We start from the raw sequence: 13,871 nt of genomic DNA on the forward strand, positions 1-13,871 counted from the left end.
GGCGACGAGATCCGCGCCGACCTCACCGCTGGGCTGCGTCCCCTGCCCGCGATCCTGCTTCTCGCCCAAAGCTTCTCCGGCTTTGCGCCGAGAGGCGGCCCGGCGGGCGTCGTCGCCGCGCAGAAATTTCAGTTGAGCGCGGTTTACGACATGACCGCGTCGCTTTCGTTGCAGATCGGCGCGATCGCCGCGCTTGGCGGCGTCAACTCGCCCGCCGAGCGCGGCCTGATCAGCGCAGTGTGGTGGCGTTATTAGTCCGCGACCTGCTCAACCCTGACATGCGCGACGCCCGCCGATCTGAAACCGAGGCTGTCGGCGGCCCCGACGGAAACATCGATCACCCGCCCGCGCGTGTAAGGCCCGCGATCATTCACCGTGACGACGACGGATCGATTGTTATGCAAATTGGTCACCCGCACCTTTGACCCAAAGGGCAATGTCCGATGGGCGGCCGTCAGCGCGCCGACATGCGCGCCGCTCGCCGTGCGCCCCCTGTGCGCGTAATAGGACGCTTGGCCAACCCACTCGCCCGCTTGCGTCGCCGTCGGAACGAGCAGGCTCGCGGCGCAAAGGGCCAGAACTCCGGACATAACTCTTTTCACAACATTCTCCTTGCAAAGGCCGCAGGCGACTCCGCAGATTTCTTGCCAATAGAAATCGCTCGTGACCAAACAATGGCGAGATGAGAGGCTTCGGCGCGGGGAACCCCGGACAATTCACAGGAATAAAAAACACGCTTGAACCGGAGCTGGTTCCTTATTGCTTGTTCTTGCCTACGATGGACATCACTACTTGCGGAAGATGCGTCTTGTGAGCTTGTGATATAAGCGCAACACCGATGAATTATTTTAAACAAGAGACTCGTATCCATTCTCGCTCGTCGAATGCAGAGCTTCTTGAAGTGCGTGCGCCTCGCGCGATTTAGTGACGTTGGCGGGGTTGGCGGCGAATATTGAGCGCGCCAGGACCGCGCATGGATTTTCGCCCGCCAGCGCAAATGCTTTGAGACCACGATCAGGAGCTGGAAATGTCTCAATCGGTCAAAACGGCGGTCGCGACGGCCGCGTTGGTTATCGGGTTGCTGGCCCATACGGACATCGCTGAGGCGCAAAGGGGCGGCTTTGGCGGCCGAGGCGGCGGCTTCGGCGGCGGCGGTTTCGGCGGGTTCAGGGGCGGCGGCTTTGGCGGCGGTGGCGGCTTCAGGGGCGGCGGTTTCGGCGGCGGCTTCCGTGGCGCGGTTCTGCCCGGCGGGGGCTTTAGAGGCGGCTGGGGCGGCGGCGGCTGGCGCGGGCCCGGCTGGGGCGGCGGCTGGCGCGGCGCGCGCTGGGGCGGCGGCTGGCGCGGCGGCGGCTGGGGCAGGCCTGTGATCGGCGGTTGGGGCGGCGGTTGGGGCTGGCGACGCCCGTGGGCCCGCTCCTATTGGCCGTGGTATGGCGCGGGCCTGATCGGCGCCGGATACGGCTTGGGTTGGGGTTCGCCCTATTATTCCAACATCGGCTACGGCGGCTGCTACCAGCTTCGCAGCGTGTGGACCAATTGGGGTTGGCGGCCCCAGTGGGTGAACGTCTGCTCCGGCTGGGGCGGCGGTTGGGGCGGCTGGAACACCGGTTGGGGCTGGTAAGCCGATCGCTTCGCGTCGGCATTTTGAGACACACGCGCCCTCCCGGTCTGGGAGGGCGTTTTTGCATCGGGAGAGGAGCTGGAGATGTCTAAAGTAATCAAAGCCGCGGCCGCGACCAGCGCTCTGCTTATTGGCTTGATGGCCCATTCCGGCGTCGCGCAGGCGCAGCGATGGGACGGATGGCGCGGCTTCGGCTGGGGCGGCGGCGGCTTCCAAGGCGCGATACTGCCCGGCGTCCACTGGGCCGGCCGTTGGGGCGGCCGGGGCGGCTGGGGCCGGCCGGTGGGCTGGGGCCAGCCTTGGGGCTGGAGCTATTACCGCACCGACCTGCCCGCCTATTCGCCGGGATACGGCGCGGGAGTTGGTTGGGGCGGAGGCTGGCCCAGCTACGCCAACGCCGGCTATGGCGACTGCTATCAGCTCCGCAGGGTGTGGACCCATTGGGGCTGGCGACGCCAATGGATGAACGTCTGCCCGGGCTGGGGCGGCGACGGCGGTTGGGGCTGGTAAGCCGGACTTCCACGCGGCGGCCGGCCAAGCGGTTGCGGCGACGCTGATAATGGCTAGATTGCGGGCGTCTTCACTCGCGAGGCCACCTCATGCCGCAGCATGCGCGCGTCATCATCATCGGCTCCGGTCCGGCCGGCTATACGGCGGCGATCTACGCCGCCCGTGCGCTGCTCGAGCCGATGCTCATCGCCGGCTTCGATCAGGGCGGCCAGCTCATGATCACGACCGAGGTCGAAAATTATCCCGGTTTCGCCGAGCCGATCCAGGGGCCGTGGCTCATGGAGCAGATGCGCCAGCAGGCCGAACATGTCGGCACGAAGCTCGTCTCCGATCATATCGTAGAGGCGCATCTCGACGAGCGTCCGTTCAGGCTCACCGGAGATTCGGGCAAGTCATACACCTGCGACTCGCTCATTATCGCCACTGGCGCCAAGGCGAAGTGGCTGGGTCTGCCGAGCGAGGAAAAGTTCAAGGGCTTCGGCGTCTCCGCCTGCGCGACCTGCGACGGCTTCTTCTTTCGCGGCAAGAGAGTGCTTGTCGTCGGCGGCGGCAACAGCGCGGTCGAAGAGGCGCTGTATCTTTCAAATCTCGCGTCGCATGTGACGATCATCCACCGCCGCGACGAATTCCGCAGCGAGCGCGTCTTGGTGAAGCGTCTGCTGGCGCAGGAAAATGTTTCGATTCTCTTCAATCACGTCGTCGACGAGATCGTCGGCGACGAGAACCCGCTGAGCGTCACCGGCGCGCGCGTGAAGAATGTCGCGACCGGCGCGGTCCACACGCTTGCGGCTGACGGCGTCTTCGTCGCCATCGGCCATTCTCCCGCATCCGAACTGTTCCGCGGCCAGTTGACGATCAAACCGTCCGGCTACATCGCCGTCGAGCCTGGATCGACGCGCACCAGCATGCCGGGCGTCTACGCCGCCGGCGACGTCGCCGACGAAGTCTATCGTCAGGCCGTCACCGCGGCGGGCCTCGGCTGCATGGCGGCGCTCGAAGTCGAGAAATTTCTCCTCGACGCGCCGACGACGGCGGTCAAGGAAATCGCCTGAGATTTTGTCGCATTGGGCGTTTGCATTCCCCTCCCCCCGCTTGCGGCAGGACGAATCACGAGGTTTTGCGCAATCTCGAAAGCGTTGTGGACACGATCTGCGCCGCGCTCTACCAAACGATAGAGCCCCCCACCCCTTACCCCTCCCCGCCGCTAGCGGGGGGAGGGGAATAGACTGCGCAGATGTCCGATCTCCTTCTCGAACTTTTCTCCGAAGAAATTCCGGCGCGCATGCAGCGGCAGGCGGCTGACGATCTGAAGCGGCTCGTCACCAACGCGCTTGTCGATCGCGGCCTGACTTATGAAGGCGCCGCCGCCTACGCCACGCCGCGCCGTCTCGCGCTGCAAGTGGTCGGGCTGCCGGCGCGCCAGCCTGATCTACGCGAGGAGCGCAAAGGTCCGCGCGTCGGCGCGCCGGAGGCGGCGGTCGCCGGGTTTTTGAAAAGCGCCGGCCTCGCCTCGCTCGATCAGGCGAAGATCGCGAAGGACAAGAAGGGCGCCGAGTTTTATCTCGCCGTCATCGAGCGCGCCGGCGCGGAGACGATCGACGTCCTCGCTGAAATTCTGCCGGCGATCATCAAGAGCTTTCCCTGGCCGAAATCGATGCGCTGGGGCGCTGCGTCCGAGCGCGGGGATTCGCTGCGCTGGGTGCGCCCGCTCCATTCCATCGTGGCGACTTTCGGACCGGAGACTGAATCTCCCGAAATCGTCCGCTTCGAGGTCGACGGAATCACGTCAAGCAATGTGACCCACGGCCATCGCTTCCTGGCGCCGCAGCCCATTCGCGTGAAGCGCTTCGAGGATTATGCGCTCTCGCTGGAGCGCGCCAAGGTCGTTATCGATGCGGCGCGCCGGCGCGACATCATCCTGCACGACGCAAAGGATCTCGCCTTCGCGCAAGGGCTGGAGCTTGTCGAGGACGCGGGCCTGCTGGAAGAAGTGGCGGGACTCGTCGAATGGCCGGTGACACTGATGGGCGCGTTCGATGAAAGCTTCCTATCCATTCCGCCGGAAGTCATTCGGGCGACGATCCGCGTGAATCAGAAGTGTTTTGTGCTGCGCGAGGGCAGCGCGCTCACCAACCGCTTCATCCTCGTCTCGAACATCGAGGCCTCCGACGGCGGCGCGACGGTCGTCGCCGGCAATGAGCGCGTCATCGCCGCGCGGCTGTCGGACGCGAAATTCTTCTACGAGACCGATCTCAAAACGAAGCTCGAAGACCGTCTGCCGAAGCTCGACGCTATCGTCTTTCACGAAAAGCTCGGCACGCAGGGCGAACGCGTCAAGCGCATCGCGGCGCTGGCGAAGGCGCTTGCGCCGGTCGTCGGCGCCGACGCTTTTCTCGCCGAACGCGCGGCGACGCTCTGCAAGGCCGATCTCGTTTCAGAGATGGTCGGCGAATTCCCCGAACTGCAGGGGCTGATGGGCCGCTATTACGCCAGCGCGCAAGGCGAAGACCCAAGCGTCGCGGCGGCGATCGAGGAACATTACAAGCCGCAGGGGCCGACCGACCGCATCCCGACCGATCCGGTGTCGATCGCGGTGGCGCTCGCCGACAAGCTCGACACGCTCGTCGGCTTCTGGGCGATCGACGAGAAGCCGACGGGCAGCAAGGACCCTTACGCGCTGCGCAGAGCGGCGCTGGGCGTGATCAGAATCGTGCTGGAGAATGAGCTTCGGTTGCCGGTTATGTCCGTGATCGACGCGCACTTTGATAGGGTTATGGCGTCAATCCTCAGAGTTGAAGGCGATCGCGCGCAGAAGGCTAGCAGGGGAATTGTTTTCATGCCGGTCGATCTTAAAGTCACGAGGAGCATTGGCGGGCTACGCGGACGCCCCGAGGCGTTCGACCTCCTCGAATTTTTCATCGATCGCCTCAAGGTCTACTTGCGCGACAAGGGGGCGCGACACGATCTGATAGATGCGGCGCTCGGGGCCTTGCCCTCATCCGATCCGGCTTCGCCGGAGTGCGTTCTCCCGCAGGCGGGAGAAGGGACTCCGCCGCTACAGGACGATCTGCTCATGATCACGCGCAAAGTCGAGGCGCTCGACACATTCCTCTCAACCGACGACGGCAGGAACCTGCTCGCCGGCTATAAACGCGCCAGCAACATTCTGAAGGCCGAAGAGAAGAAGGACGGGCCGGACGCCTATGCGCATCGCCATGCGCCGAACCTGCGCATCGAGCCGCAGGAGCATAAGCTTGCCGCCGCCATCGCCCGCGCGCGCGAGGAGACCGCCGAACATCTTTCGAAGGAAGATTTCGCCGGCGCCATGCGCGCGCTGTCAAAGCTTCGCGAGCCGGTCGACGTCTTCTTCGACGATGTGACGGTCAACGCCGACAACGCCGATCTGCGCTTGAACCGGTTGCGGCTCCTTGCCGAATTGCGCCGCGTGATGATGGGCGTCGCCGATTTCGGCAAGATCGCGGGAGAGACCGGGACGGCGTAACCCTCTCCCATAGCGCGCGACCCTCTCCCATAGGGAGAGGGTGGTCGCGGAGCGACCGGGTGAGGGGTAACGCCACCCCCATCATATGCTGCCCCTCATCCGACCCGGCCAAAGCCCGTCGCTTGCAAAGGGCGTCCTAGCGGACGCCCTTTGGCCGGGCCACCTTCTCCCTATGGGAGAAGGAAGCGCGCCCCTGCTTGAAAAGGGTGTTGAACGGTCGCCGCTGCGAAGGGCTACGCGCCATTCCCGGTGAAATTGCGCGGCGCGGGCGAGATGATCTTCGCCGAACCGCCGCCGATCTCGAGCACCGACAATCCGCGTTCATTGCCGCCGTCCGGCTTGAAGCGGAAGACGCCGTCGGCGCCGTTGAAGCCGGAAGGATTGGTCAGCACGCTTTCCGAATAGCGCTGCGACCCTTGCGAGCGCGACAGCGCGATGGCGAGCGACACGGCGTCATAGGCGAGCGTCGCGACGCGCGCCGGGTCGGACCCGTATTTCGCCTTGTAGCGCTGCGCGAAAGCGTTGAAGCCGGCGTTCTCCGGGGCCGTGAACCAGGCGCCCTGCAGCGCCGGCAGGCTCAGCGTGCGCGCGTCGTTCCACAGGCCCGTGCCGAAAATCTGCACCTTCTTGGAGTCGATGCCATTCGCCACGAGCTCCTTCGACACCGCCTGCATCTGCTCGGCCTGCTCGGGAATGAACAGCGCGTCGAACTGATCGCGCACGGCGGCGAGACGCTTCACAGAGTCGCCGGACGCGCCGGGCTTGTAGCGCTCGATGACCGGCACGCGGACGCCATAGGTGGCGGCGCTCTGCTGAAACTGCGCCATCGCCAGCGTGCCGTAGTCGTTTTCGGGCACCAGCGCCGCAATCGATTTCTTGCCGTGCTGCGACGCGAAGCTGACGCCGCGGTCGACATAGCCCTCGACCGGGAAGGACAGCAGATAGCTGCCGCGGCCCGCGGCCGAGGAGTCCGTCGAGAAGGCGATCATCGGCTTGTTGGCGGAACGCGCGACGCGGCTGGCCTCCTTGACGCCGGCGCCAAACACCGGTCCCAGAACGACCTCGGCGCCCTCGTTGATCGCGGCCTGAGTCGCCGCGGCGGCGCCGGACGGCGTCGAGCGATCGTCCTTGACGAGGATGGTCACGTCATTGGCGCCGCTGTCGGCATAGGCGAGCTTTGCGGCGTTGAGCAGCGACGCGCCGACCGAGGAAGGACCTGAAGGGCCCGTCAGCGGCACGATCAGCGCGATTTTCACCGCGCCGGTTCCGATCGTCTCGCTTTCCGCGGGGGCGGTCTGGGTCGCGCCGCTGAGCTTTAGATCGCGCGCGCCAGGCGCCCACGGCCCGCTCGTGGGACTGCAGGCGGCGAGCGTGGCCGCAAGGCCGACGAGCGCAGCGCGCTTCGTCACGGCGGCCCGCGCGCGAGAAGACAATATCGACATGAAAACCCCCTGCGGCGCCCGGGGCTCCCGCCATGGCGCGGCTATTCTGCGCTAAGGGTCCGAGTCCCTAGCCGAAAGTCAATAGACGGTCCATTTGGAGGAATTGCGGCTGGCGCGCAGTTGGCGCTTGTCCTCTTAAACGAACATCTAGTATCTTAAAACGAACGAAGATCGGCGACGCGCATGACCATCGAGGCCATTTCTCCGCCTGCTGCGAGTTACACCGCCTTCGGCCTGCGCGCCGAAGCCGAGAGAATCGAGCCGGGACTGCACCTTGTCGCGACCCCGATCGGCAATCTGAAGGACGTTTCATTTCGCGCGCTCTCCACCCTCGCCGCGGCGGATGCGGTCGTCGCCGAAGACACAAGGGTCACCAAGACGCTGCTCGCCCATTACGGGATTTCGACGCCGCTCGTCGCCTATCACGAGCACAACGCCAGGGTGATCCGCCCTCACCTTCTGGCGCGCCTCGAGGCGGGGGCGAAGCTCGCGCTCGTCTCCGACGCCGGCACGCCGCTCGTCTCCGACCCTGGCTTCAGGCTCGTCCAGGAGGCGCTCGAGAAAGGCGTGCATGTGACGTCGGTGCCCGGCCCCTCCGCCGTGCTGGCGGCGCTGGTCGTCGCCGGGCTGCCGACCGACCGCTTCTTTTTCGAGGGCTTTCTGCCCCATAAGAGCGGGCCGCGGCGGGCGCGGCTCGCGGAACTCGCGCCGATTCCCGGAACGCTGGTGTTTTTCGAAAGCCCGCGTCGGCTGGCCGAAACGCTCGCCGATTGCGCGGCGATTCTCGGCAAACGCAATGCCGCGATCGCCCGCGAATTGACCAAGCTGTTCGAATCGGTCCGGCGCGGCGCGCTCGACGAACTCGCGGCGACGCTCGCCGAAGAGGAGCCGCCGAGGGGCGAGATCGTGCTGCTCGTCGCCCCGCCCGGCGCCGACGCGGCGCAGACCGCGGCCGCCGATCTCGACGCCAAAATCGAAGAGGCGCTCACGGCGCATTCGGTGAAGGACGCAGCGAGCGTGGTGTTGGCGGCTACCGGCCAGCCGCGCCGACAGGTTTACGCGCGGGCGCTGGAGCTGGCGGCTGGGCGGGGGAAGTGAGATGAACTTGCGCCCCCTCCCCAACCCTCCCCCGCTTCGCGGGAGAGGGAGTCCGACTCGGGTCCCTGCAATGAAACTGCACAATCTGCGTCGTTAGGGTCCCCTCTCCCGCGGAGCGGGGGAGGGACAGGGAGGGGGCATAGTGATCGCGCCCGTTTCATTGTGAGCGAGACAAAGCACGACGCCCGACGCGCCGCCTATGTCTACGGCCTTCGCGCCGAGACGGCGGCGACGCTGTGGCTGCGGGCGCGGCTCTATCAAATCCTGGCGCGCAATTTTCGCGCGCATGGCGGCGAGATCGACATTATCGCGAAGCGCGGCCGCACGATCGTTTTCGTCGAAGTGAAAGCGCGCGCCGATCTCGAGGACGCCGCCATCGCCATCACGCCGCAAAAACAGCGACGCTTCTCTCAGGCTGTGGGCCGCTGGCTCGCCGCGAATCCTTGGGCGATGAATTATACGCTGCGCGCCGACGCGATTTTTCTGGCGCCCGGCAGGCTGCCGCGCCATCTCGAAAACGCCTTCGAGCTGCGCGTCGGATGAGGCGTAAAGCGGACCTCACCAGGTCTGGATAAACCGCCGTTCGACACCCTCCAGCGCGACCGCCGTGAGCACGCCGCTACTCACGGCGCGGGTGTCGAGATTGATCCGGTTCGGCAAATCCTCAACATCATTATGCGGCGTGTGCCCATGCACGATCACCTTCCCGAAAGATTCGCCGCAGTCGAGAAACCCCTCGCGGATGTTCATCAGATCGTGGGGGGCCTGCAAATGCAGCGGCCTGCTGCGGCGCACGCCCGCGTGGCAAAAGAAATAGCCTCCATATTCCGCCCAAAGCCGCGTTTCTTCGATGAAGCGGCGATGCTCCTGCGGAAAATGCGCGAGAAATTTGACGCGCACCTGCGACGCGCCGCCTTGCGCGACTTCCTCGCCGGTGTCCACGCCATAGGAATGCAGCGTCGTCAGCGCGCCGTTTTCGACCCAGTCGTCGAGCGCCGCGGCGTCGTTGAGGAAGCGCAGCAGCGCTTCTTCATGGTTGCCGCGCAGCGCGACGATGGGCGTTGGGAAATCCCCGGTGGACAAGCGCTTCAAAACGCCGTTCGAGCCAAGTCCACGGTCGACATAGTCCCCGACGAAGACGGTGACCGCCTGTTCGCAGCGGCGCGCCGCAAGATCATCGGCGATGGCTTCGGCGAGAACGTGCAGAAGATCGGCGCGGCCATGAATGTCGCCGATCGCGTAGATGCGCATGCCGGGCGGCGCCTCGGCGGTCTTCAGAGCGGAGGGGAACCAACGCGTCGTCATGGCTTCTCCCGAAGTCATCATTTATCGTTAGAAGGCGTTTTGACGAGCCATAGGGCGCCTGAGGGGGTGGCCTCATCGGGGGGGAAGCCTGTGGTCCTTTCCTCTGGCCGCCTCGGCCCCGACAATGCAGCCAGACGCAGAAGGGGCGAGGGAGAGCATGCTGAATTCACAGAGGGTTTCTCATTACGCGGCTCGCCTCGCGCTGATTCTCGCGTTCGCCGTGACCTTTGTCCTCTGCGCGCCGGCCCTTGCGGACACGCCGGATGAAACCTTCAAGGCGCTGGGTCTTGCCAAGACCGCCTCGCCCAAGGAGCTCTACGATGCGCTGACCAAGCGCTACTACGACGAATCACTAGGCGCAGGAAAAGGCTCGTTCTCGAAATATTGGGAGCCGATCCCGATCTCGAAATATCTCAATCCGCACGACTTCTATAAGCCGCCGCAGACGATCGACGTCGACGCGCAGCGGGCGCAATGCGTCGAATGCCACAGCCAAGTGACGCCCGGGTGGACGCATAGCTGGAAGGGCAGCGTGCATGGCAATCTCGACGCGATCCGCAATCTGCCGGACTCGGATGCGCGCGCCTATAAGAAGGCGATGATCACGGAGGTCGAGAACAACCTCCGCTCGATGGGAACGCTCAAGAATGGCGAACCGCTGAAGGAGGTCGGATGCATCGACTGCCATATGGGAGTCGGCAAGGATCACGGCCAGCATAAAACCGAATTGCGGATGCCCGACGCCGCCGCCTGCGGACAATGCCATGTGCAGCAGTTCGCCGAACGCGAGTCCGAGCGCGACACCTTCACCTGGCCGCAAGATCAGTGGAAGCCCGGCCATCCCTCACACGCGCTGTCGATGAAAGCCAATGTCGAGAACGCGGTGTGGGCGGCGATGGAGCAGCGCGAAGTCGCGGAGGGCTGCACCTTCTGCCACACGCCGCAGACGACGTGTAACTCCTGCCACACGCGGCACGAATTCTCGGCCGTGCAGGCGCGTAAGCCGCAGGCCTGCGCCATTTGCCACAACGGCGTCGATCACAATGAATTCGAAGGCTACATGCTGTCGAAGCACGGCACGATCTATCAGACGCGCGGCGACACATGGGACTGGAACGTCCGCCTCGCCGACGCGATGGAAAAGGGCAATATGAACGCCCCGACCTGCGCCTTCTGCCACATGGAGTATCAGGGCAAATTCACGCACAACATGGTGCGCAAGTCGCGTTGGGCCTTCCTGCCGATGCCGAAGATCGCGGAGAACCTCAACCATCCCTGGTTCACGCAGCGCAAGGAATCGTGGGTTTCGACCTGCTCGAACTGTCACTCCGATCGATTCGCGCGCGCCTATCTCGACGGCATGGACAAGGGCATCATCTCCGGCATCGACATCACCGAGACGGCGCGCAGCGTCCTGGTCAAGCTCTATAACGACAAGCTGCTGCCGGGTCAGACGACGAACCGTCCGGCGCCGCCTCCGCCCGAGAAGGACGACGCGGGCGGCTTCTTCCAGCTGTTCTGGCAGAAGGGCAATAACCCGAGCGCGATCGAATATGTCTTCGCCGACATGTGGGAGCACCATCAGATCAAGCACTATAAGGGGCTCGCGCATATGAACCCCGGCGGCTACACCTATACCGAAGGCTGGTCGCAGCTCATCGGCGCGGCGGCGAAGATCAACGACGAGGATACGAAGCTGCGCGAAGCCGCCGAAATTCGCGCCGAGCTGAAGCGTATCTCCGGCCAGAAGCACGGCGAACTCGATCTCGACTCGCCGGCGCGCCGCGCCTGGGCCGGCGGTCTGGGCGTCCTCGCCATGCTAGCGGGCGCTGGTCTGCTCATGCGTCGCGAGCGCAAGGGCGGGTAAGCGCTCCGCCCATCATTCCCGGCGCGCGAAAGCGCGACCGGGAACCCAGGGGCATTCTTCGAAATATTTCGCTGTTGCTCTGGAGTCCCGCTTCCGCGGGAATGACATTCGGGTGCGGCAATGACCTCTGACAGTGGACGCGCATGACTCCCCGCATTCGGTTCATCGCCGGCGTCGCCCTCATCGTCTTCGGCTTCGCCCTGCTCGGCTGGGCGATCTACGCCGGGCTCAATCCCACCGCGCCGTTTGAAACGCGGCTCGGGCCGATCTCGGCGGAAGCGGCGAAGGATGTCGAAGGCTTTGGACTTACGCCCGAGCGCCTCCAGCAGATCGAGGTGTCGGCGAAGGACGAGCGCCGCCCTATCGCCACTGGCGTCGTCGCGCGCGATGAAGCAGGTCGGCTGACGCCGCTCACGTGGCGCAATCAGGTGACGGAGCCGATCTTCTTCGCGGATGTTTCCGCAGCCGATGCGGCGAAGGTTCTTGCCGCGATCCGCGAACATACGCCGCAGGACGCCGTCGTGCTGGCGTGGTGGGACTTCTCGCGCGCGATCCGGCTTGTCGCTGGCCGCGCCGCGCCGCTCGACGACGCAGAGGCGCGCGGACTTCTATTGCCTGCCGCCTGGTCGGCTGCGGGGGCGGTGGAGCGCGCGCGATGGGGCGCGGGCGTTCCGACCTCGTCAGCGAATAGTTTCACGCGTTTCATGGACGCGCTGCTCGACTCCGATGAGGCGCGCGCCAGCGAGGCGCTGAAAAAGCTTGCCGACGGCAAGCCCGCCTATGTCGCCGTGCGCATTTCGGACGCGTGGATGCTCGCCGCCGCACGGCCGCAACAGCTTTCCATCGCCTATAAGGATTTCGCCGCGACCGGCGTTTCGCACGGTCTCATCAAATCCGCGCAACAATGGATGCGCGATCAAAAGATCGAAGGCGGCTTCGCCGTCGAACCGATGGGCGGCGCCACGCGGCTGCATTATTTCCAGCGCAAGAGCGACGGCGACAGGCTGATTGCCCGGCTGTTGCCGTTCTCCACCTCCCTGCCCTCGCCGCTGACGCGATTTTCCCTGGTTTATCAGCACAAGGGATGGTGGATTTATCGGCTGAACGATTAGTCGGTCAGCAACTGCGGCGTTATGTCGGTCCGTCGAACTTTGGCTGCTGCTTTCGTTAATACCTCGACGAACACTCGAAACCCTTTCGGACGAATTCCATCTGCATAGTATTCACTGCTCCAGGTGTAGTCATTAGTCTTGTTTACTTCCCTTACAAGAATGGCGCCCGGCCTCTCATCATACGACCGACTGTATGTCCAATCATCAGAGCCTTCAACTTTCACCGTTGTAGGCAAAAATTCAACAATCGCTTCAACGAACTCGAAATTAAGGTTCGGGCAGTTGCGGAATCGGAACAAGTTTGTTTCTAGCTCATGACGGATTCGTTCCTTATCAAAGGTCCACTCATATGGACCGAACCCCATCAATGATTTGCTAAAGCTACCGTACGACATCCAAGGAGCCCATTCTGCCCAATCCATCCGTGCTTGCTTACACCCCCAGGGGTTGAGACGGCTTTCCTCCTTACCAAAACAATACTCTATGGGTCGGTATGCTGATTCACGTTCTCGAACGCACCATGCGCATCCGAACATTTCTTCCCATGATCGGGCCTGTCCAACTTGGTAGCAGCGTCTGTTCCGCATACCCGTTAAAAAGTTTGCCAGCTTCAGCACTTCCGTAAATTCCGACTCTGGCCAAGAAGCCTGATACCAAGTTTTCTTCGACCTGATACAGCTCTGAAAACCCTTGGACGCTTTCGCGAACTCAAGAGCAGCCGGAAAACCGGCTGCAGTCGACTCACAAAATTCAATCACGTATCCTTCTGGAGGAATTTCCATGTCCATCTGGGTCGCGCCAGAGCCAACTGCAGCGACTGCGGCGCCGCAAGCAGAGCAAAACCTAGCACCGGCATTTAACGCGGTCTTGCAGTTGGGACATGAGATTGTCGCTTGAGCTGCTTGAGAGCGCTGAACAGCCTCAAGCATCAATTTGTCTAATTGCTCGTCCGTTACGCCAATTTGTTTTTGGAAGCCACGAATTATTTCTTCCTCTGCGGGATTCCAATCTCCATCTATCATGGCCACATACAACATATCCGAGAGATTCATTACTTGGAACGCAAAGCCGTCTACGGGCACGGCTCGGTGATACTCTCTTTCAACAAGCTTGTAGGCTGCATTCACATCACTTTTCTTGGCACCGATTTGGACCCGAATCTCATCAATCGCTGTATCTTCAACTTTTTGAATTTTCTGATCTGCGCGCGCGATAGCAATTATGTTTGCCAAATAGGTGAGGTGATCCTTTCCAGGTATATTCATTGAAGTTCCCCGAGCGAATTTGACGACAGCAAGCCAGTTTAATGCTCACACCTTGTTAATGCATCCTCACTATGATTTGTTGTGCGTCGCACCGCAGCCCCACAAATGGCGAAATTGCAGGCGATAGACCGGGCGTCGCAGCCAAAGCC

Annotated in this window: 12 protein-coding genes and 1 pseudogene; 9 read left to right on the top strand and 4 right to left on the bottom strand. The window is 63.4% G+C overall.

The window, feature by feature from the left end; translation table 11 throughout:
- Nucleotides 1–255 (top strand): annotated as a pseudogene (locus ACR65W_RS08095) (hypothetical protein); the annotation flags it as partial.
- Here ACR65W_RS08095 and ACR65W_RS08100 read toward each other — a convergent pair.
- Nucleotides 252–590, bottom strand: a complete 339-nt coding sequence (locus ACR65W_RS08100; protein WP_434499728.1) for a septal ring lytic transglycosylase RlpA family protein — start codon at nt 588–590, stop codon at nt 252–254. The pseudogene ACR65W_RS08095 and the gene ACR65W_RS08100 overlap by 4 nt on opposite strands.
- 437 nt (nt 591–1,027) lie before the next feature.
- Here ACR65W_RS08100 and ACR65W_RS08105 point away from each other — a divergent pair, with 437 nt between their 5' ends.
- The 4 genes from ACR65W_RS08105 to glyS all read left to right on the top strand — a co-directional run bounded on the left by ACR65W_RS08105 (nt 1,028) and on the right by glyS (nt 5,633).
- Nucleotides 1,028–1,621, top strand: coding sequence for a hypothetical protein (locus tag ACR65W_RS08105; protein ID WP_434499716.1), 594 nt, complete (start codon nt 1,028–1,030; stop codon nt 1,619–1,621).
- 84 nt (nt 1,622–1,705) lie between these two features.
- The gene (locus ACR65W_RS08110) at nt 1,706–2,131 is read left to right on the top strand and encodes a hypothetical protein (protein WP_434499717.1); all 426 of its coding nucleotides are present in this window, start codon (nt 1,706–1,708) and stop codon (nt 2,129–2,131) included.
- A gap of 89 nt (nt 2,132–2,220) precedes the next feature.
- The gene (gene trxB, locus ACR65W_RS08115; protein WP_434499718.1) at nt 2,221–3,183 is read left to right on the top strand and encodes a thioredoxin-disulfide reductase; all 963 of its coding nucleotides are present in this window, start codon (nt 2,221–2,223) and stop codon (nt 3,181–3,183) included.
- A gap of 182 nt (nt 3,184–3,365) precedes the next feature.
- Nucleotides 3,366–5,633 carry a glycine--tRNA ligase subunit beta gene (gene glyS / locus ACR65W_RS08120; RefSeq protein WP_434499719.1) on the top strand — a complete coding sequence of 756 codons (2,268 nt, stop codon included), beginning with the start codon at nt 3,366–3,368 and terminating at the stop codon, nt 5,631–5,633.
- A 233-nt stretch (nt 5,634–5,866) separates the two neighbouring features.
- Here glyS and ACR65W_RS08125 read toward each other — a convergent pair whose 3' ends face one another.
- Nucleotides 5,867–7,075 (bottom strand): penicillin-binding protein activator, encoded by a 1,209-nt coding sequence (locus ACR65W_RS08125; RefSeq protein ID WP_434499720.1) that lies wholly within the window; start codon nt 7,073–7,075, stop codon nt 5,867–5,869.
- A 183-nt stretch (nt 7,076–7,258) separates the two neighbouring features.
- Here ACR65W_RS08125 and rsmI point away from each other — a divergent pair, with 183 nt between their 5' ends.
- The gene (gene rsmI / locus ACR65W_RS08130; protein ID WP_434502508.1) at nt 7,259–8,173 is read left to right on the top strand and encodes a 16S rRNA (cytidine(1402)-2'-O)-methyltransferase; all 915 of its coding nucleotides are present in this window, start codon (nt 7,259–7,261) and stop codon (nt 8,171–8,173) included.
- A gap of 162 nt (nt 8,174–8,335) precedes the next feature.
- Nucleotides 8,336–8,716: a YraN family protein gene (locus ACR65W_RS08135; protein ID WP_434499722.1), complete on the top strand. Its 381-nt coding sequence runs from the start codon at nt 8,336–8,338 to the stop codon at nt 8,714–8,716.
- 15 nt (nt 8,717–8,731) lie between these two features.
- Here the strand turns inward: ACR65W_RS08135 and ACR65W_RS08140 are convergent, their stop codons facing one another.
- Nucleotides 8,732–9,478: a metallophosphoesterase gene (locus tag ACR65W_RS08140; RefSeq protein ID WP_434499723.1), complete on the bottom strand. Its 747-nt coding sequence runs from the start codon at nt 9,476–9,478 to the stop codon at nt 8,732–8,734.
- A 157-nt stretch (nt 9,479–9,635) separates the two neighbouring features.
- On the opposite strand from ACR65W_RS08140, the gene ACR65W_RS08145 reads away from it, so the two are divergent.
- Complete coding sequence (locus ACR65W_RS08145) at nt 9,636–11,345, top strand: multiheme c-type cytochrome (RefSeq protein WP_434499724.1); 1,710 nt, start codon at nt 9,636–9,638, stop codon at nt 11,343–11,345.
- 143 nt (nt 11,346–11,488) lie between these two features.
- Nucleotides 11,489–12,457, top strand: coding sequence for a hydroxylamine oxidation protein HaoB (gene haoB, locus ACR65W_RS08150; protein WP_434499725.1), 969 nt, complete (start codon nt 11,489–11,491; stop codon nt 12,455–12,457).
- Here the strand turns inward: haoB and ACR65W_RS08155 are convergent.
- Nucleotides 12,454–13,722, bottom strand: coding sequence for a TerB family tellurite resistance protein (locus ACR65W_RS08155; protein ID WP_434499726.1), 1,269 nt, complete (start codon nt 13,720–13,722; stop codon nt 12,454–12,456). The genes haoB and ACR65W_RS08155 overlap by 4 nt on opposite strands.
- Nucleotides 13,723–13,871: the final 149 nt, after the last annotated feature.

The organism is Methylocystis sp. (genome assembly GCF_051062815.1).
Classification (GTDB): Bacteria; Pseudomonadota; Alphaproteobacteria; order Rhizobiales; family Beijerinckiaceae; genus Methylocystis.

Bases quoted from the DNA above. Each gene is read 5' to 3' on its own strand.
- ACR65W_RS08100 (WP_434499728.1), bottom strand. From the start codon at position 590: ATGTCCGGAGTTCTGGCCCTTTGCGCCGCGAGCCTGCTCGTTCCGACG.
- ACR65W_RS08105 (WP_434499716.1), top strand. From the start codon at position 1,028: ATGTCTCAATCGGTCAAAACGGCGGTCGCGACGGCCGCGTTGGTTATC.
- ACR65W_RS08110 (WP_434499717.1), top strand. From the start codon at position 1,706: ATGTCTAAAGTAATCAAAGCCGCGGCCGCGACCAGCGCTCTGCTTATT.
- trxB (WP_434499718.1), top strand. From the start codon at position 2,221: ATGCCGCAGCATGCGCGCGTCATCATCATCGGCTCCGGTCCGGCCGGC.
- glyS (WP_434499719.1), top strand. From the start codon at position 3,366: ATGTCCGATCTCCTTCTCGAACTTTTCTCCGAAGAAATTCCGGCGCGC.
- ACR65W_RS08125 (WP_434499720.1), bottom strand. From the start codon at position 7,075: ATGTCGATATTGTCTTCTCGCGCGCGGGCCGCCGTGACGAAGCGCGCT.
- rsmI (WP_434502508.1), top strand. From the start codon at position 7,259: ATGACCATCGAGGCCATTTCTCCGCCTGCTGCGAGTTACACCGCCTTC.
- ACR65W_RS08140 (WP_434499723.1), bottom strand. From the start codon at position 9,478: ATGACGACGCGTTGGTTCCCCTCCGCTCTGAAGACCGCCGAGGCGCCG.
- ACR65W_RS08145 (WP_434499724.1), top strand. From the start codon at position 9,636: ATGCTGAATTCACAGAGGGTTTCTCATTACGCGGCTCGCCTCGCGCTG.
- haoB (WP_434499725.1), top strand. From the start codon at position 11,489: ATGACTCCCCGCATTCGGTTCATCGCCGGCGTCGCCCTCATCGTCTTC.
- ACR65W_RS08155 (WP_434499726.1), bottom strand. From the start codon at position 13,722: ATGAATATACCTGGAAAGGATCACCTCACCTATTTGGCAAACATAATT.